The sequence below is a fragment of the Streptomyces sp. NPDC048417 genome, assembly GCF_040651615.1.
Classification (GTDB): Bacteria; Actinomycetota; Actinomycetes; order Streptomycetales; family Streptomycetaceae; genus Streptomyces.
Window position 1 is genome coordinate 350,234 of sequence record NZ_JBEZKI010000001.1, and the last position, 16,894, is coordinate 367,127.

The following is a 16,894-nucleotide window of genomic DNA, read 5'->3' on the forward strand; positions in this document are numbered from 1 at the left end:
GTTGTCGGACACCCTGGACCGACACCGTCGGCTCGATCACCCTTCGGCGTCCTGCGGGTACCAGCGCAACTCCACCGTGTTGCCGTCCGGATCCCGGACGTAGACCGATGTGGCGGTGCCGCGCGCACCGAAGCGCTCCACGGGCCCCTCGACTACGGTGAACGTCCCCGACGCGATGACCTCGTCCCAGTCCACCGGCTCCACGGTGAGACAGATGTGGTCGACGTTGGACTCGCCCCGGCAGCGGACGACCAGGTCGATGATGGTCTCCGGAGTGACTCTGACCGACGGGAAGGGGACCTTTCCGGCTCGCCATTCCGCGAGACGGACCGGCTCCAGGCCCAGGAGCCCGGCATAGAAGTCCAGCGACCGTTCGATGTCTTCGACGTTGAGGACCAAGTGATCGAAGGCCTTGACGCGCACAGGGGGCACGCCGGCTCCGGAGCGCTGCCGTGCTGTCGGGGAGGCGGCGGTGTCAGTGGCGTTCATGAGGCTTCCTCAGGGTGTGGATCCGGGTCTCATGGGTGACCGGATGGGGATGCCTTCCACGATCGGCCGTGCGATGGGAGCCATCAAGGCATGATCGACGTACGACTGTTGAGCCAGATTAAACGCCGGGGGGATCATGCTGGAGCGACTGGAGACCGAGGTCTTCCTGACGCTTGCCGAGGAACTGCACTTCGGCCGGACCGCCGAGGTGTGGGGAATCACGACCGGGCGGGTGAGTCAGATCGTCAGGAAGCTGGAACGCCGCGTCGGAGGCATGCTGTTCGAACGCAACAGCCGTACCGTCCGGCTCACCCCGATCGGGCGGCAGTTGACCGATGACCTGCGGCCCCTGGTCGCCGCCATGGAGGAGGCACTACACAGAGCGGCCGACGCCAGTCGTGGCGTCACAGGGGAACTGCGGGTGGCCTTCCTCGGAGAGTGGACGGCGCCTGCCCTGCTCAGAGCCGTCGGCCTGTTCACCGCACGTCATCCCGACTGCCGGGTCGATGTCCGAGAGGTACACCTGTCCAACTCCCGGGCGAGCCTGCTGGACGGCTCGATCGACATCCTCCTCGCCTCCTACCCGTTCGACGGCATGGCCTGCGGGCCGGTGCTGCTGAGGGAGGAGCGGGTGCTCGCCGTGGCGGCCGGGCATCCATTGGCCGGCGAACCGTCGGTGTCGGTCGAAGCAATGGCTCAGTACCCCGTGGTGCAGTACCCGGACGTGACCTCTGCGGCCTTCAAGAGAGACCGAACACCGGACCGCACACCGTCGGGAAAGCCCGTTCCGAAGGGGCCTGCCGGCGGGTCGTTCTCCGAGATGCTCACCCTGGTCGCGATGGGTAGAGGGGTCCTCCCGGTCGGAGGGCATTCCCGGCAGTACTACCCCCGACCCGATATCGCCTATGTGCCCCTTCATGATGCGCGGCCGATTGAGCGAGGACTGGTCTGGCCGGCGGGGAACACGACAGAGCGGGTGCGTGCGTTTGTCAGAGCGGCGGCCGATGCCGTAGAGCCGTCGCCGACCGCTTCGGTGTTGCCGTGTCCCGCGGTAGGTCCACCTCGATGAAGATCTCGCAGCACATCCGCGGTGGGCAACCGGGTGCATCTGCCGATCGCCGACCGACGCCGAACACGCGAGAAACTCGGCGAGCCCACTGTCGGTCGGCTTCGCGTCTGCGTCTCGTGACCGGGTGTCCGGCCTGCGCCCCCGGGCGGGGGCGCAAGCCGGGTTATTCCGGCTGGTGTTCCGGGCCTCCGAAGTCCGGGCTGGTGTAGTCCGGGCTCGTGAAGCTCGGCCGGGCGGCGGGTGAGGTGCCGTCGTCGGTGCTGAAACCGGGACGGTCGTAGCCGAGACGCGGCATCCGGCCCCCAGGGCCCGACGGGGTCGCACGGCGCAGTCCGGACGTGCCGGGTTCGGTGGCCAGCGCTTCCCGCAGGAAGGGCAGGATGCCGCGCTCCAGCAGGGCGTCCCGCCAGGCGTCCCTGGCCTTGGCCACATCCCCACCGGGTTCGCCATAGGCTCCGGCCTCCAGCGAGGGACTGTTGCGCAGTGCGGTGAGCAGCAGCCCCGCGCCCGCCATGACGATGGCGGCCGCGGTCACGACGCCGAAGACCCAGCCCGCGGTGAGCATGGTCTGGGCGAACGCCGGAGCCGGGTCCAGCATCTTCAGGACGTAGCCGACGAGCAGGAAGATCGCGGCGGCGGTACCGGCGAGCACGGGCGCCAGGACCAGGGCGAGTGCGAAGCCGCCGGCGCCGGTGGTCTCGGCGGCCTCGCCGAGGGTGGTGGCGAGCCCCATCGCACCGCCCATGGCCGTCTCCGCGGAGTCGGCCTCATGGACGGTGGCCGGGGTGGACCGCGCCGGATTGCGCAGTTCCTCGCGGACCTTCACATAGTGCTGGTACTCGGCCGCCGCGGCCGCCGCTATCAGTGCGGTGGCGTTGAGCGCCATGGTGCGCAGCTGTTCGGTGTTCAAATGCTGGCCGGTACCGGCCAGTTCGGGACGGTAAGGGGCGGAGCGCAGCGCCTCATCGAGGATCCGCTCGTATTCCTGGCGGTCCTCGCTGTGCAGGTGCTGCGGAACGCTGTTCATGTGCATCCCCCGATGCTCCGTAGGGCTTGGGGCTCGCACGCCGGCGAGCCGTCGGGCAGAAACGGAGGGGAGCCTGCTACGGATAAACCGATGGTAGAGCCGTTAAGGCACGCGGTGACAGGGGGTTGCCGGAAATTGGGGGTGGCCCGCGTGTGACATCGGGGTACAGAACAGCGTGTCGAACGCTCAGGCGTCCAGCGGAAGTTGCCTGACCAGCAGCTTTCCGGCCATGGTCACTCCGCCGTCCATCGCGATGGCGAGCCCGTCCGCGTAGACGTGCGGTCCTTCGACGACGGGGCCGGTGTTCTCTTCGCCGTCCTCGGAGCCGACTTCGCCCAGCAGATAGGGAATCGGACTGTGCCCGTGAACGATGCGGGTACCGCCGTACGTATCGAGAAGGGAACGGACGGCGTCTGCACCCCCTTCGTCCCGGAAGGAGAACCGCTTGGTGAACTTACGGAACAGATCCCAGACCTCGTCCGCGTCGTTTCGCGTGATGGTCTCGCGGACCGTGTCGTTGACCGCCTCGATCGAGTCGCCGTAGTCGAGGTAGGCGGTGGTGTCGGAGTGGACGAGCAGATAGCCGTCGACCTCCTCGACCGCGTCCAGGCGGGCCATCCACTGGAGGTGGTGGTCCTGGAGCCGGTCCATGTCGGTCTTCTGGCCGCCGTTGAGCAGCCAGGCCGCCTGGAAGGTGGCGGTGCCCGCACCGGAGTTGACGGGGGTGTCGCCGAACCGCTTGGCGCCGAGCAGCAGCAGCTCGTGATTGCCCATGAGGGCCTTGCAGTAGCCGCCGGCCGCGGCTGCCTCGGCGGACAGCCGCATCACCAGGTCGATGACGCCGATGCCGTCCGGACCCCGGTCGGTGAAGTCGCCGAGGAACCACAGCCGGGCCGTGCCCGCGCACCAGTGCCCGTCGGCGTCGATCAGCCCCTGCTCCCGCAGCGCGTCGATCAGCTCGCCGAAGTAGCCGTGCACGTCCCCGACCACGTACAGCGGGCCGGGACCCGCCGCGAGCTGAGCGGCCGGGGCGACGGCCGGGTCGACGGGCATCTGGAGCGTGTCGCCGCGGTTGATGACGGGCAGGTCGCGCTGGGTGGGCGTGTACCCCTCGGGATATCCGTCGGGGTACGGCTCGTCGAGCGCCGGTGCGACGTCGCCGGGGTGGGTGCTCTGGACGTACGGACCGGTCTCGTTGACGTACGCGGGCACCCGGAAGTCGCGCAACGCCGCCGTCCGTTCCGCTTCGGGTCCCTGACCGGCCCCCTGAGTCATCAGACCCCTCCACCATCGCGCCGCATCTGCACCGCTTCGGACTGCCTGGTCGCAGCGGCCCGCGGTGTCGTGGGCCCATCATAGGAACGCCCGTCGCGCCGTGTGATGACCCAGGGGTGGTGAATCGGAGCAGGACTCCAGTTCAGTGCGGCTTTCGCCCCGGTTGGGCAGGGGTTCGACCACCCGCCGTTCACCTGCCGGCCGTCACTCGACGACGCCCGGCAGGCGCGTCGGCCGCCTCCGTGTGCGTACGGATCGGCCGTGCGTACGTACGGGCCGTCCGTGCTACTCCTCCTCCGGTGCCCGGGGCGGGCTGACCGTGGTGCGCTGCGTGCGTCGCTGGGAGGAGGTACGCACGATCAGTTCGGTCGGTATCACCTGCTCGACCGGCTGGTCCGACTCCACTCCCTCGATCGCGTCGATGAGCAGCTGCACGACCGCGGTGCCGATGCGGCGCGGCTTCAGGGAGAGCGTGGTGATGGGCGGCTCGGTGTTGGCGTACACGGTCGACTCGCTGCAGCACACTAGCAGCAGGTCGTCGGGGACGCGCAGCCCGTAGCGGCGGGCGGCGGCGAGCAGGTCGGTGCCGTTGGGGTCGAAGAGGCCGTAGACGGCGTCGGGGCGGTCCGGGCGGGCCAGCAGCCGGTCGGCGGCGACGGCGCCCGCACAGGGGTCGTGTGCCGGGTAGGCCTCGTAGACCGGGTCCTGGCCGACGCGTTCGCACCAACGCAGGTAGGCGGTGGTGGACAGATGGGTGTACGTGTCCGTCGTGGTGCCGGTGAGGAGGCCGATCCGGCGGGCGCCGGCGTCGGCGAGATGGTCGAGGATGCCGAGCACAGCGGCCTCGTGGTCGTTGTCCACCCAGGCGGTGACCGGGAGCGATCCGGCCGGGCGGCCGTCGGAGACCACCGGCAGCCCCTGCCGGACCAGCTCACTGACCACCGGATCCTGGTCGGAGGGGTCGATGACGACCGTGCCGTCCAGGGCGACGTTCGACCACACGTCGTGGCGTGAGGTCGCAGGCAGGATCACCAGGGCATAGCCGCGGGCGAGCGCGGCGGAGGTGGCGGCCCGTGCCATCTCGGCGAAGTACGCGAACTCGGTGAAGGTGAAAGGTTCATCCCCGTACGTCGTCACGGTCAGGCCGATGAGTCCCGACTTGCCGGTACGGAGGGTGCGGGCGGCGGCCGAGGGACGGTACCCCAGCCGGTCGGCGACCTCCCGGACGTGGCGCCGGGTGGCATCCGGGAGCCGACCCTTACCGTTCAGGGCGTCGGAGACGGTCGTGATGGAGACTCCGGCGGCGGCGGCCACATCTCTGATGCCCGCCCGGCCCGGCCGGCTTCCTCGCCGAGAGGTTTCCGCGCGGCTCACCTGGTGCTTCCCTGCTGCTGTCATGGCGAGCCGATAGTAGGGCTCATGCGGTGGGGTAGTGCGGACGCATATGCACGCGTTGACAGGCACGTTTCTGCAAGGCCAAATGGGGTCAACTACCTTAGAAAGAAAGTCAGTTGAACGATCCAATGGCTAGACGTGACTTGTCGGCGCGCATGGGCCTGCCAAGTGCCCGATGTCTCGAAGAGGTCTCAACTCACCTTCACGGGTGATGCGCGCCACGGCGCAAGCCACCGGCGCGTAGATATATGTAGGGCGCGCCCCCGAAAAATGCGCCTTCGTGCGGTGATGCCCGTGATGCCGGTGGGGCGGATGAGGTCAGGCCCTCGCCTGTCGGCTCGCTCCGCCGCTGTACGCAGCGGAGCCGAATCCTCATAAGGTGAGCAGTATTGGATGCCGGCGGTGCGGACGGTCCGCCGGTGGTCGCGAGGAGGACTGCGGTGAGCGAGACGAGCCCCAAGCTGCGCGCCGAGCTGGGGGATATCCCCACCTACAAGCCGGGCAAGCCTGCCGCGGCCGACGGCCCGGTCGCCTACAAGCTCTCCTCCAACGAGAACCCGTATCCTCCGCTGCCCGGCGTGATGGAGGCCGTGACCGCGGCCGCTGCCGCTTTCAACCGCTACCCGGACATGGCGTGCACGGAACTGATGAACGAGCTCTCGGACCGCTTCGGCGTCCCGCTCGGCCATCTGGCCACCGGCACCGGCTCGGTCGGCGTCGCCCAGCAGCTGATCCAGGCCACCAGTGGCCCCGGCGACGAGGTGATCTACGCCTGGCGGTCCTTCGAGGCGTACCCGATCATCACGCAGATCAGCGGTGCCCGCTCGGTCCAGGTGCCGCTCACGGCCGGCGAGGTGCACGACCTGGACGCGATGGCGGACGCGATCACCGACCGCACCCGTCTGATCTTCGTCTGCAACCCCAACAACCCGACCGGCACGGTCGTGAAACGGGCCGAGCTGGAGCGCTTCCTGGACCGGGTCCCCGGCGATGTGCTGGTGGTGCTCGACGAGGCCTACCGGGAGTTCATCCGCGACCCCGAGGTACCCGACGGCGTCGAGATCTACCGGGAACGACCGAACGTCTGTGTCCTGCGGACCTTTTCCAAGGCGTACGGCCTCGCCGGGCTGCGCGTCGGCTTCGCGATCGCCCATGAGCCGGTGGCGGCTGCGCTGCGCAAGACGGCGGTGCCGTTCGGCGTGAGCCAGCTCGCCCAGGAGGCGGCGATCGCCTCGCTGCGGGCGGAGGACGAGTTGCTCGGCCGGGTCGGCTCGCTGGTGTGCGAGCGGCAGCGCGTGGTCGGGACGCTCCGCGCTCAGGGTTGGACGGTTCCGGAGACCCAGGCCAACTTCGTGTGGCTGCGGCTGGGGGAGCGTACGACGGCCTTCGCACAGCTCTGTGAGGAGCATGGCGCGGTCATTCGGCCGTTCCCGGGCGAGGGTGTCCGGGTGACGGTCGGGGAGACCGAGGCGAACGACATCTTCCTGAAGGCGGCGGAGAACTTCCGCAAGGAGCTCTAGCCGCACGGAGCTCCAGCAGTAGGTCAGTTCCACATACGGGGTCGCCGCCGAGGCGGCCCCGTCGTGTATGGGTTTCACGTGAAACCGAGGGCCGTGGGGCGACGTGACGGAGAAGACAGGACCCCCGCTGTCCGCGTCGAAAATCGGTACGTCATAATAGCTTGTGAATGTGAATGCATTCACAAGCGTGTCCCGTTTGCTCCGTGATGTCTGCGGCAAAAGGGGCAAACTGCCGCTGCACTACGGCGACGTAAGGAGACTGACGACGTGGACCTGGCCCTGGCGCCGGAGACATTGGCGCGTTGGCAGTTCGGCATCACCACCGTCTACCACTTCCTGTTCGTCCCGCTGACGATCTCGCTTGCCGCCCTCACGGCCGGACTGCAGACCGCATGGGTGCGCACGGAGAAGGAGAAGTACCTCAGGGCGACCAAGTTCTGGGGCAAGCTCTTCCTGATCAACATCGCGATGGGTGTGGTCACCGGCATCGTCCAGGAGTTCCAGTTCGGCATGAACTGGTCGGACTACTCGCGATTCGTCGGCGACATCTTCGGTGCCCCGCTCGCCTTCGAGGCGCTGATCGCGTTCTTCTTCGAGTCCACCTTCATCGGGCTGTGGATCTTCGGCTGGGACAAGCTGCCCAAGAAGATCCATCTGGCCTGCATCTGGATGGTCTCCATCGGCACGATCCTGTCCGCCTACTTCATCCTCGCGGCCAACTCGTGGATGCAGCACCCCGTCGGCTACAAGATCGACAAGGCGAAGGGACGCGCCGAGCTGACCGACTTCTGGGCCGTCCTGACCCAGAACACCGCACTGACCCAGGCTTTCCACACACTGACCGCGTCCTTCCTTACCGGGGGCGCGTTCATGGTCGGCATCGCCGCCTTCCACCTGTTCCGCAAGAAGCACATCACCGTGATGAAGACCTCGCTGCGGCTTGGTCTGGTCACCGTCGTCATAGCCGGCATGCTCACCGCGATCAGCGGTGACACTCTCGGCAAGGTCATGTTCAAGCAACAGCCGATGAAGATGGCCGCCGCCGAGGCCCTGTGGGACGGCCAGAAGCCGGCGCCCTTCTCGATCTTCGCCTACGGCGACGTCAGCAAGGGGCACAACACCGTCGAACTGTCTGTCCCCGGTCTGCTGTCGTTCCTGGCCGACGACAGCTTCAACTCGTACGTCCCCGGCATCAACGACACCAACAAGGCCGAGCAGCAGAAGTACGGTGCCGGCGACTACCGGCCCATCATTCCCGTCACCTTCTGGGCGTTCCGCTGGATGATCGGCTTCGGCATGGCGTCCTTCGCCATCGGACTGGCCGGGCTCTGGCTGACCCGCAAAAAGTTCATGCTGCCGCAGCACCTGCGGGTCGGTGAGGACGAGGTGCCGAACCTGGTCCTCTTCAAGAACAAGGCCCTCAGCCCCAAGCTCGGCAAGCTGTACTGGCTGGTGGCGATCTGGACGCTCGGCTTCCCACTGATCGCCAACTCCTGGGGCTGGATCTTCACCGAGATGGGCCGTCAGCCGTGGGTCGTCTACGGCGTCCTGCAGACCCGTGACGCCGTCTCCCCCGGTGTCTCCCAGGCCGAGATCCTCATCTCGATGATCACCTTCACCGCGCTCTACGCCGTCCTCGCCGTCGTCGAGGTCAAGCTGCTCGTGAAGTACGTGAAGGCGGGCCCGCCCGAGCTCACCGAGGCCGACCTCAACCCGCCCACGAAGATCGGCGGCGAGCCCCGTGACGCCGACAAGCCGATGGCCTTCTCGTACTAGGCCGAGGGAGACGCAGTCATGGAACTTCACGACGTCTGGTTCGTCCTGATCGCCGTCCTGTGGACCGGCTACTTCTTCCTGGAGGGCTTCGACTTCGGGGTCGGCATCCTCACCAAGCTGCTCGCCCGGGACCGCCTGGAGAAGCGGGTGCTGATCAACACGATCGGCCCGGTCTGGGACGGCAACGAGGTGTGGCTGCTCACCGCGGGCGGCGCGACCTTCGCCGCCTTCCCCGAGTGGTACGCCACGCTCTTCTCCGGCTTCTACCTGCCCCTGCTGGTGATCCTGGTCTGCCTGATCATCCGGGGTGTCGCCTTCGAGTACCGAGCGAAGCGGGCCGAGGAGAAATGGCAGCGCAACTGGGAGACCGCGATTTTCTGGACCTCGCTGATCCCGGCGTTCCTGTGGGGCGTGGCCTTCGGGAACATCGTGGGGGGCGTGAAGATCGACCAGCACTTCGAGTACGTCGGCACCGTCTGGGACCTGCTCAACCCGCATGCGCTGCTCGGCGGACTCGTGACGCTGACCCTGTTCACCTTCCACGGGGCGGTGTTCACGGCACTCAAGACCGTGGGTGACATCCGGGTACGGGCGCGGAAGCTGGCGACCAAGGTCGGTCTGCTCGCCGCCGTGCTGGCGCTGGGCTTCCTGCTGTGGACGCAGGTCGACAGCGGAGACGGCACGAGCCTGGTGGCCCTCGTGGTGGCGGCTGTCGCCCTGGTCGCCGCGCTCGGGGCCAACCTGCGGGGCCGTGAGGGATGGGCGTTCGCCCTGTCCGGCATCACTATCGTGGCCGCCGTGGCGATGCTCTTCCTTTCGCTCTTCCCGAACGTCATGCCGTCGTCGCTCAACGCGGACTGGAGCCTCACGGTCACCAATGCCTCGTCGAGCCCCTACACCCTGAAGATCATGACGTGGCTCGCGGCGATCGCCACGCCGCTCGTCATGCTCTACCAGGGCTGGACGTACTGGGTGTTCCGCAAGCGGATCGGTACGCAGCACATCGCAGCCGAAGCCGCGCACTGAGTCGGCACCGCCTCCGCGCTGACCCCGCACCGACCCGTACTGAGTCCGCATGAGTCCAAGGAGTGGGTGTTTCACGTGAAACACCCACTCCGGACCGAAGGGCATGTTTCACGTGAAACCAATCGATCCGCGTCTGCTGCGTTACGCCCGAGTCACTCGCCTCTTCTTGGTCGCGGTCGTCGGCCTCGGTGCGGTCGGGGCCGGGCTGGTCATCGCCCAGGCGATGCTCATCGCCGAAGTGGTGGTCGGCGCCTTCCAGCACGGCTACTCGGTATCCGAACTCCGCACCCCCCTGCTCCTGTTGGCGGTCGTCGCCATCGGCCGGGCGCTGGTCTCCTGGCTGACCGAGCTGTCCGCGCACCGGGCGAGCGCTGCCGTCAAGTCCGAACTGCGGGGGCGGCTTGTCGACCGTGCGGTGGCGCTCGGTCCTGGCTGGCTGAGCGGTCAGCGGACCGGGTCGCTGGTCACCCTCGCCACGCGCGGCGTCGACGCCCTCGACGACTACTTCTCCCGCTATCTGCCCCAGTTGGGGCTCGCGGTGGTCGTACCGGCCGCGGTACTCGCCCGGATCGTCACTGAGGACTGGGTTTCCGCGGCGATCATCGTCGGCACTCTGCCGCTCATCCCGCTCTTCATGGTGTTGATCGGCTGGGCCACCCAGTCCCGTACAGACCGTCAGTGGAGGCTGCTGTCCCGGCTGTCCGGCCACTTCCTGGACGTGGTCGCAGGGCTGCCCACGCTGAAGGTGTTCGGGCGGGCCAAGGCGCAGGCCGAGTCCATCCGCCGGATCACCGGGGAGTACCGGCAGGCGACCATGCGGACCCTGCGGATCGCCTTTCTCTCCTCCTTCGCGCTGGAACTGCTCGCCACGCTGTCGGTGGCGCTGGTCGCCGTGACCATCGGTATGCGGCTGGTGCATGGAGACATGGACCTGTACATCGGGCTGGTCATCCTGGTGCTCGCACCTGAGGCGTACCTCCCGCTGCGGCAGGTGGGTGCCCAGTTCCACGCGGCGGCGGAGGGGCTCGCGGCGGCGGAGGAGATCTTCGCGGTGCTGGAGACGCCGGTGCCGGTGTCCGGTGCGGGGGAGGTGCCTTCTGATGCTGTTCTGGCCTTCGAAGGAGTGACGGTCCGCTACCCGGATCGCTCGGCGGACGCGGTGACCGAGGTGTCGTTCACCGTGGACCCCGGCGAGACCGTTGCACTGGTCGGCCCGAGTGGGGTGGGCAAGTCGACGTTGCTGAACGTACTGCTGGGGTTCGTGCGGCCGGTGGCCGGCCGGGTGCGGATCGGGGGAGCCGAGCTCGGCGAGGTGGACCTGGAGGCGTGGCGGTCGCGGATCGCGTGGGTGCCGCAGCGGCCGCATCTGTACGCCGGGACGATCGCCGAGAACGTACGGCTCGCGCGTCCCGACGCGGACGACGAGGCGGTACGGCGGGCGTTGCGGGACGCGGGGGCGCTGGAGTTCGTGGACGCGTTGCCTGAGGGCGCCGGGACCATGCTCGGTGAGGACGGAGCCGGATTGTCCGCCGGGCAGCGGCAGCGGCTGGCGCTGGCGCGGGCGTTCCTCGCGGACCGGCCTGTGCTGTTGCTGGATGAGCCGACGGCTGCGCTGGACGGGGCGACCGAGGCGGAGGTTGTGGCGGCGGTACAGCGGCTTGCCGCGGGGCGGACGGTGCTGCTGGTGGTGCACCGGCCGGCCCTGCTCTCTGTGGCGGACCGGGTGGTGAGGCTCTCCGGCAGCGAGGCCCCCAGGGGGCTCCGCCCCCTGCACCCCCAACCCCTTCGCCCACCCACCACCCGACTCGGTCGATGGGAAGGCAAGGCGATCGAGCAGCTCGGCCGACTGGGAAGTGGGCCGGCGGAGTTGCCCGGCCGACTGGGAAGTGGGCCGGCGGAGTTGCTCGGCGAGTTGGGAAGCGGTCCGGCGGAGTTGCTCGGTGGGCAGGGAAGTGGTCCGGCGGCGTTGCTCGGTGGGCTGGGAAGTGGTCCGGCGGCGTTGCCCGGCGAGCTGGGAAGTGGTCCGGCGGCGTTGCCCGGTGAGTTGGGAAGTGGGCCGGCGGACTTGCTCGGGCAGATCGGAGTGCCCGGTCGGTCGGAAAGCGGCTTGGTGGAGGGGCTCGGTCTGACTGCGGGGGGCTCGGCGGGGCGGCTCGGTCTTTCCGGGCGTGGCTCGGGGGAGTCGGTGCCTGGGTCTCCGCAGGGCGTTCTCAGGCGGGTGCGGGGAGACTCCGGAGCTCGGCGGGGGCGGTTGTTCCTCGCTCTTCTGCTGGGGGCTCTCGCGCTCGGCAGCGCAGTGGGGTTGATGGCGACCTCGGGGTGGTTGATCTCGCGGGCCTCGCAGCAGCCGCCGGTGCTGTATCTGATGGTCGCCGTGACGGCTACGCGGGCCTTCGGGATCGGACGGGCCGTCTTCCGGTACAGCGAGCGGCTCGTGTCGCACGACGCCGTGCTGCGGATGCTGGCCGACACCCGGGTTGCCGTGTACCGGCGCCTTGAACGACTCGCACCTGCCGGGCTTCGGGCGACCAGGCGCGGGGATCTGCTCAGCCGGCTCGTCGCCGACGTGGACACCCTGCAGGACTACTGGCTGCGGTGGCTGCTGCCCGCCGGGGTCGCGGTGGCCGTGTCCGTCGGGGCCGTGGGGTTCACGGCCTGGCTGTTGCCCGAGGCGGGCGCCGCTCTGGCCGTCGGGCTGCTGGCGGCCGGCGTCGGTGTTCCGCTGGTGACCTCCGCCGTGGCCCGACGCGCCGAGCAGCGGCTGGCACCCGCCCGCGGCTTGCTCGCGACCCGGGTGACCGACCTGCTCACCGGCACCGCCGAACTGACCGTCGCCGGTGCGCTGCCCGCCCGTACCGACGACACCCGGCAGGCCGACGGCACGCTCACCCGGATCGCCTCGCGGGCCGCCGCCGCCAGCGCGCTCGGTGACGGACTGACCGCTCTGCTGACGGGCCTGACCGTCGCCGCCACGGCGCTGCTGGGCGCCCAGGGGGTCGCCGAAGGCCGGCTGAGCGGGGTGGCGATGGCGGTCGTCGTGCTCACGCCGCTGGCCGCCTTCGAGGCCGTACTGGGGCTCCCGCTCGCCGTGCGGCACCGGCAACGGGTGCGCAAGAGCGCCGAGCGCATCTACGAGGTGCTGGACGCGCCCGAGCCCGTACGGGAGCCCGAGCGGCCGCGCCAGGCACCCGCCGCGCCCTTCCCTGTCGTACTGAAGGGCCTGTCCGCCCGCCACGAGGGCCAACGTCGGGACGCGCTCGCCGGGCTCGACCTCACCCTCCACGAGGGGCGACGGATCGCCGTGGTCGGTCCCTCCGGCTCCGGTAAGACGACCCTCGCCCAGGTCCTGCTGCGCTTCCTCGACCCGGATGCGGGCTCCTACACGTTGGCCGGCGTGGACGCGTACGCCATGGACAGCGACGACGTACGCCGACTCGTCGGGCTGTGCGCCCAGGACGCGCACCTCTTCGACAGTTCCGTACGCGAGAACCTGCTGCTCGCCCGTAAGGACGCCACCGAGGAGGACCTGCGGGACGCGCTGGGCCGGGCCAGGCTGCTGGACTGGGTGGACGGGCTTCCCCACGGGCTCGACACCCTGGTCGGCGAGCACGGGGCCCGGCTGTCCGGCGGCCAGCGGCAGCGGCTGGCGCTCGCCCGCGCGCTGCTCGCGGACTTTCCGGTGCTCGTCCTGGACGAGCCCGCCGAGCATCTCGACCTGCCGACGGCGGACGCGCTCACCGCGGATCTGCTGGCTGCCACCGCGGGCCGTACGACCGTGCTCATCACCCACCGGCTGGCGGGCCTGGAGGCCGTGGACGAGGTGATCGTGCTCGACGAGGGCCGGGTGGTGCAGCACGGGCCGTACGCGGAACTGGCCGCCGTGGCCGGGCCGTTGCGGGAGATGGCGGAGCGGGAGGCGGCGACAGTCGGCGCGGCCCCGGTATCGGCCCCGACAGGGGCGGGACGACGGTGATCTGGCAGGCGCCGCACCGGAACCAAGATCGGAACCGAAACCGAAACCGAAACCGAAACCGGAACCGGCAGTCCGTGCCGTACCCAAGGCGGCGGCCGGCGCCGTACCGATGGCCGCGGTGATCGCCGTACCGAATCCGGTGGCTTCAGATGTGCGCGGCCAGCAGCTGCTCGATCACGACCGCCACACCGTCCTCGTTGTTGGCGACCGTGCGGCCGGAGGCGGCGGCGATCACGTCGGGGTGGGCGTTGCCCATGGCGTACGACTGCCCGGCCCAGGTCAGCATCTCGACGTCGTTCGGCATGTCGCCGAAGGCCACGACCTCCTCGTGCGAGATGCCGCGCTCGGCGCACTCCAGGGCCAGCGTGCTGGCCTTGGAGACCCCCGGACCGCTGATCTCCAGCAGGGCGCTGGGGCTGGACCGGGTGACGTTGGCGCGCTCGCCGACGGCGAGGCGGGCGAGGGCCAGGAACGCGTCGGGGTCGAGGTCGGGGTGGTAGGCGAGGATCTTGATCACGGGCTCGCCGGCGCTGGGGCCGTCGGCCGCGAGGATCTCCTCGGCGGGAAGCAGATGGTCCGGTGTCTCCAGGTGCAGCTTGGGATAGGCCGGCTCCTGGTGGAATCCGTACGTCTGCTCGACCGCGTACACCGTGCCGGGCGCGGCGTCGCGCAGCAGCCGTATCGCGTCCAGCGCGTTCTCCCTGGCCAGTTCACGCACCTTCACGAAACGGTGGGCGCCGGGGCCGCCGTGCAGGTCGACCACGGCGGCGCCGTTGCCGCAGATCGCCAGGCCGTGGCCGTGGACATGGTCGCTGACGACGTCCATCCAGCGGGCCGGGCGGCCGGTGACGAAGAAGACCTCGATGCCCGCCTCCTCGGCGGCGGCCAGCGCGGCGACCGTCCTCGGTGAGACCGACTTGTCGTCGCGCAGCAGGGTGCCGTCGAGATCGGTGGCGATCAGCCGGGGGGCAGTCGCGAAGGCGGAGGTCTCGGGCTGTCGGGTCGCTGAGGTCACCGGGTCATTCTCGCGCATATGCCCGCACGCCAGTACGGTGCTCCGCACAGGTGAGACACAGACGACTCCCGAAGCGCCCCCCGGGCCCCGTCCACCCTCGTCGGCCCACCCTCGTCGGCCCCCCTCCTACCCGCCCGTCGGTCTCAGGCCAGCTGGGCCGGTGCCTCCATGGCGATCCGCTCGAAGACCTTCTCCTCGGTCGCGAAGTCCGAGTCGGGGATGGGCCAGTGGATCACCAGCTCGGTGAAGCCGAGCTCCTGGTGACGGCCCGCGAAGTCCACGAAGGCGTCCAGGGACTCCAGCGGCCGGGCACGGTCCGGGGTGAACCCGGTGAGCAGGACCTTCTCCAGCTCCGACACGTCCCGGCCGGCCGCCGCGCAGGCCTCGCCGAGCTTCGCCGTCTGACCGCGCAGCGCTTCGACGGACTGCTCGGGCGTGCCGTTCTCGTACAGCTTCGGATCGCCGGTGGTCACCCACGCCTGTCCGTGCCGCGCGGCCAGCTTCAGCCCGCGCGGGCCGGTGGCCGCGACCGCGAAGGGCAGCCGGGGCCGCTGCACACAGCCCGGAATGTCGCGCGCCTCGTGGGCCGAGTAGAACTCTCCCTCGGACGTCACGGAGTCCTCGGTGAGCAGCCGGTCGAGCAGCGGCACGAACTCGGCGAACCGGTCGGCGCGCTCGCGCGCGGTCCACGGCTCCTGACCCAGCGCGGTGGCGTCGAAGCCGGTGCCGCCGGCGCCGATACCGAGTGTCACCCGGCCGCCGGAGATGTCGTCGAGGGAGATCAGCTCCTTGGCGAGCGTCACCGGATGCCGGAAGTTGGGCGAGGTGACCAGCGTGCCCAGACGCAGCCGGTCGGTGACGGACGCGGCGGCGGTCAGCGTCGGAATCGCACCGAACCACGGGCCGTCCCGGAAACTGCGCCAGGACAGGTGGTCGTAGGTGTACGCGGTGTGGAAGCCCAGCTCCTCGGCCCGCGTCCACGCGGCACGGCCGCCCTCGCTCCAGCGGCGGTACGGCAGGATCACGGTGCTCAGACGCAGACTCATGCGCCCGAGACTAAGGGGCCCCACCGGCAACGGACGAAACGGTCACCGTATGCGGCCGCTCAGCCACGGCGTGAGGAAGCTCGCACTCAGGTGCTCCTTGTACGTACGGTCCCCGGGCAGCGGTACGACCAGCGAGGCCGTCGGTGGGAAACGGCGGGCGCGGACATGGGCCAGCCCGCCGAAGACGGCGCGGAGAAAGGCCGGCACGTCGTCGCGCGGGAGGTCGTGGAACGCGACGCCCTCCACCGTGATCACCGCGTCGTCGTCCGGGTAGAGCCGCACGCTCACCCGGGGCACCCCGCCGAACTCGGCGTATGCCTCGTGCGGCAGCGAGCCGTCCGGGTCCGCGGTGACCCCGAAGCCCGCCGCGCTGCGCCGGGAGGTCTGGTCCGCGCCGATGTCGTGCGTCACCTCGATTTCGCGGCCGCACTCGGCGGCGATCGCGTGCAGAGCGGTCACGGCCGCCTCGGTCGTGGGGAGGCGGTCGCTGCGGTCACTCTGGTCCATACCATTCATCATGCAGGGGTCAGTGCGGATCGGGGAAGCGCAGGTATTCCGGCGGTACGGCCTTCGTCAGCCACACCCCGTTCGCGCTGACGTGGAAGACATGGCCGGCCCGGTGCATCGCGCCCGCGTCCACCGACAGCACGACCGGGCGGCCGCGCCGGGCACCGACCCGGGTCGCGGTCTCGCGGTCGGCCGACAGGTGCACGTCGTGCCTGCTCATCGGGCGGAGACCCGCGGTCCTGATCATGTCCAGGTACCGGGCCACGGTCCCGTGGTAGAGGTACGGCGGCGGAGTCGCCGGGGGCAGTCCGAGTTCGACGTCGATGCTGTGGCCCTGGCTGGCGCGGATCCGGGCGCCTTCGATCGCGAAGCGCTGCTTGTCGTTGGCGGCGACGACGTGGTCGAGTTCCTCGCGGGTGACCGGGAAGCCGTGTGCCGCTGCGGCCGCGAGCAGCGTGTCGATCTCCACCCAGCCGGCCTCGTCGAGCGTGAGGCCGATGCGTTCCGGCTGGTGGCGCAGGTGCTTCGAGAGGTACTTCGACACCCTCACGGTGCGCCGGTCGTCCCCCACCTTGTAGTTCTGTCCGATATCCGGCTTGTCGTTCTGTCCGTCGTTCGTTTCGTCGTTCCTTCTGTGGCTCTTCTTGTCGTTCACGCCACCAGCGTGCCGGGAGAGACGCGGATCACGCAGTTATTTTTTGCCGGAGGTTTGATCCACAACCAAGTGCGGTTATCCACAGGTGAATTGGCGGTGCTGTGGACAACCGCTGGGCGAT

At 69.5% G+C, this 16,894-nt stretch carries 13 protein-coding genes; 5 read left to right on the forward strand and 8 right to left on the reverse strand.

What is annotated here, in order from left to right:
• Positions 1-36: 36 nt before the first annotated feature.
• Positions 37-423: a VOC family protein gene (locus AB0D59_RS01735; protein ID WP_362559833.1), complete on the reverse strand. Its 387-nt coding sequence runs from the start codon at positions 421-423 to the stop codon at positions 37-39.
• Between the two features lie 202 nt (positions 424-625).
• Between AB0D59_RS01735 and AB0D59_RS01740 the strand changes: the two genes are divergently transcribed.
• Complete coding sequence (locus AB0D59_RS01740; RefSeq protein WP_362559487.1) at positions 626-1,558, forward strand: LysR family transcriptional regulator; 933 nt, start codon at positions 626-628, stop codon at positions 1,556-1,558.
• Between the two features lie 163 nt (positions 1,559-1,721).
• Here the strand turns inward: AB0D59_RS01740 and AB0D59_RS01745 are convergent, their stop codons facing one another.
• The 3 genes from AB0D59_RS01745 to AB0D59_RS01755 all read right to left on the reverse strand — a co-directional run bounded on the left by AB0D59_RS01745 (position 1,722) and on the right by AB0D59_RS01755 (position 5,258).
• Entirely contained in the window at positions 1,722-2,591 is an 870-nt protein-coding gene (locus AB0D59_RS01745) for a hypothetical protein (RefSeq protein ID WP_362559490.1), read from the reverse strand.
• Between the two features lie 180 nt (positions 2,592-2,771).
• Positions 2,772-3,860, reverse strand: a complete 1,089-nt coding sequence (locus tag AB0D59_RS01750; protein WP_362559492.1) for a metallophosphoesterase — start codon at positions 3,858-3,860, stop codon at positions 2,772-2,774.
• Positions 3,861-4,145: 285 nt separating this feature from the next.
• Positions 4,146-5,258, reverse strand: a complete 1,113-nt coding sequence (locus AB0D59_RS01755) for a LacI family DNA-binding transcriptional regulator (protein WP_089100504.1) — start codon at positions 5,256-5,258, stop codon at positions 4,146-4,148.
• Positions 5,259-5,695: 437 nt separating this feature from the next.
• Between AB0D59_RS01755 and hisC the strand changes: the two genes are divergently transcribed.
• From hisC to cydD, 4 genes are all read left to right on the forward strand, one after another.
• Positions 5,696-6,775, forward strand: coding sequence for a histidinol-phosphate transaminase (gene hisC, locus AB0D59_RS01760; RefSeq protein ID WP_362559494.1), 1,080 nt, complete (start codon positions 5,696-5,698; stop codon positions 6,773-6,775).
• A 267-nt stretch (positions 6,776-7,042) separates the two neighbouring features.
• Positions 7,043-8,551: a cytochrome ubiquinol oxidase subunit I gene (locus AB0D59_RS01765; RefSeq protein ID WP_362559496.1), complete on the forward strand. Its 1,509-nt coding sequence runs from the start codon at positions 7,043-7,045 to the stop codon at positions 8,549-8,551.
• Between the two features lie 18 nt (positions 8,552-8,569).
• Positions 8,570-9,577, forward strand: a complete 1,008-nt coding sequence (gene cydB / locus AB0D59_RS01770) for a cytochrome d ubiquinol oxidase subunit II (protein WP_362559498.1) — start codon at positions 8,570-8,572, stop codon at positions 9,575-9,577.
• Between the two features lie 103 nt (positions 9,578-9,680).
• Positions 9,681-13,550: a thiol reductant ABC exporter subunit CydD gene (gene cydD / locus AB0D59_RS01775; RefSeq protein ID WP_362559500.1), complete on the forward strand. Its 3,870-nt coding sequence runs from the start codon at positions 9,681-9,683 to the stop codon at positions 13,548-13,550.
• 145 nt (positions 13,551-13,695) lie between these two features.
• On the opposite strand, the gene AB0D59_RS01780 is transcribed toward cydD, so the two are convergent.
• From AB0D59_RS01780 to AB0D59_RS01795, 4 genes are all read right to left on the reverse strand, one after another.
• On the reverse strand, positions 13,696-14,583 hold the full coding sequence (locus tag AB0D59_RS01780; RefSeq protein ID WP_362559502.1) for a Cof-type HAD-IIB family hydrolase: 888 nt from the start codon (positions 14,581-14,583) through the stop codon (positions 13,696-13,698).
• Between the two features lie 125 nt (positions 14,584-14,708).
• The gene (locus AB0D59_RS01785) at positions 14,709-15,611 is read right to left on the reverse strand and encodes an LLM class flavin-dependent oxidoreductase (RefSeq protein ID WP_362559504.1); all 903 of its coding nucleotides are present in this window, start codon (positions 15,609-15,611) and stop codon (positions 14,709-14,711) included.
• 42 nt (positions 15,612-15,653) lie between these two features.
• Entirely contained in the window at positions 15,654-16,118 is a 465-nt protein-coding gene (locus AB0D59_RS01790; RefSeq protein ID WP_362559506.1) for a hypothetical protein, read from the reverse strand.
• A 19-nt stretch (positions 16,119-16,137) separates the two neighbouring features.
• Positions 16,138-16,689, reverse strand: a complete 552-nt coding sequence (locus AB0D59_RS01795; RefSeq protein WP_362559835.1) for an RNA 2'-phosphotransferase — start codon at positions 16,687-16,689, stop codon at positions 16,138-16,140.
• Between the last annotated feature and the right edge of the window lie 205 nt (positions 16,690-16,894).

Excerpts from the sequence above, each read along its gene's own strand:
- cydB (WP_362559498.1), top strand. The coding sequence starts at position 8,570 with ATGGAACTTCACGACGTCTGGTTCGTCCTGATCGCCGTCCTGTGGACC.
- AB0D59_RS01740 (WP_362559487.1), top strand. The coding sequence starts at position 626 with ATGCTGGAGCGACTGGAGACCGAGGTCTTCCTGACGCTTGCCGAGGAA.
- cydD (WP_362559500.1), top strand. The coding sequence starts at position 9,681 with ATGTTTCACGTGAAACCAATCGATCCGCGTCTGCTGCGTTACGCCCGA.
- AB0D59_RS01790 (WP_362559506.1), bottom strand. The coding sequence starts at position 16,118 with ATGGACCAGAGTGACCGCAGCGACCGCCTCCCCACGACCGAGGCGGCC.
- AB0D59_RS01785 (WP_362559504.1), bottom strand. The coding sequence starts at position 15,611 with ATGAGTCTGCGTCTGAGCACCGTGATCCTGCCGTACCGCCGCTGGAGC.
- AB0D59_RS01755 (WP_089100504.1), bottom strand. The coding sequence starts at position 5,258 with ATGACAGCAGCAGGGAAGCACCAGGTGAGCCGCGCGGAAACCTCTCGG.
- AB0D59_RS01750 (WP_362559492.1), bottom strand. The coding sequence starts at position 3,860 with ATGACTCAGGGGGCCGGTCAGGGACCCGAAGCGGAACGGACGGCGGCG.
- AB0D59_RS01745 (WP_362559490.1), bottom strand. The coding sequence starts at position 2,591 with ATGCACATGAACAGCGTTCCGCAGCACCTGCACAGCGAGGACCGCCAG.
- AB0D59_RS01780 (WP_362559502.1), bottom strand. The coding sequence starts at position 14,583 with ATGCGCGAGAATGACCCGGTGACCTCAGCGACCCGACAGCCCGAGACC.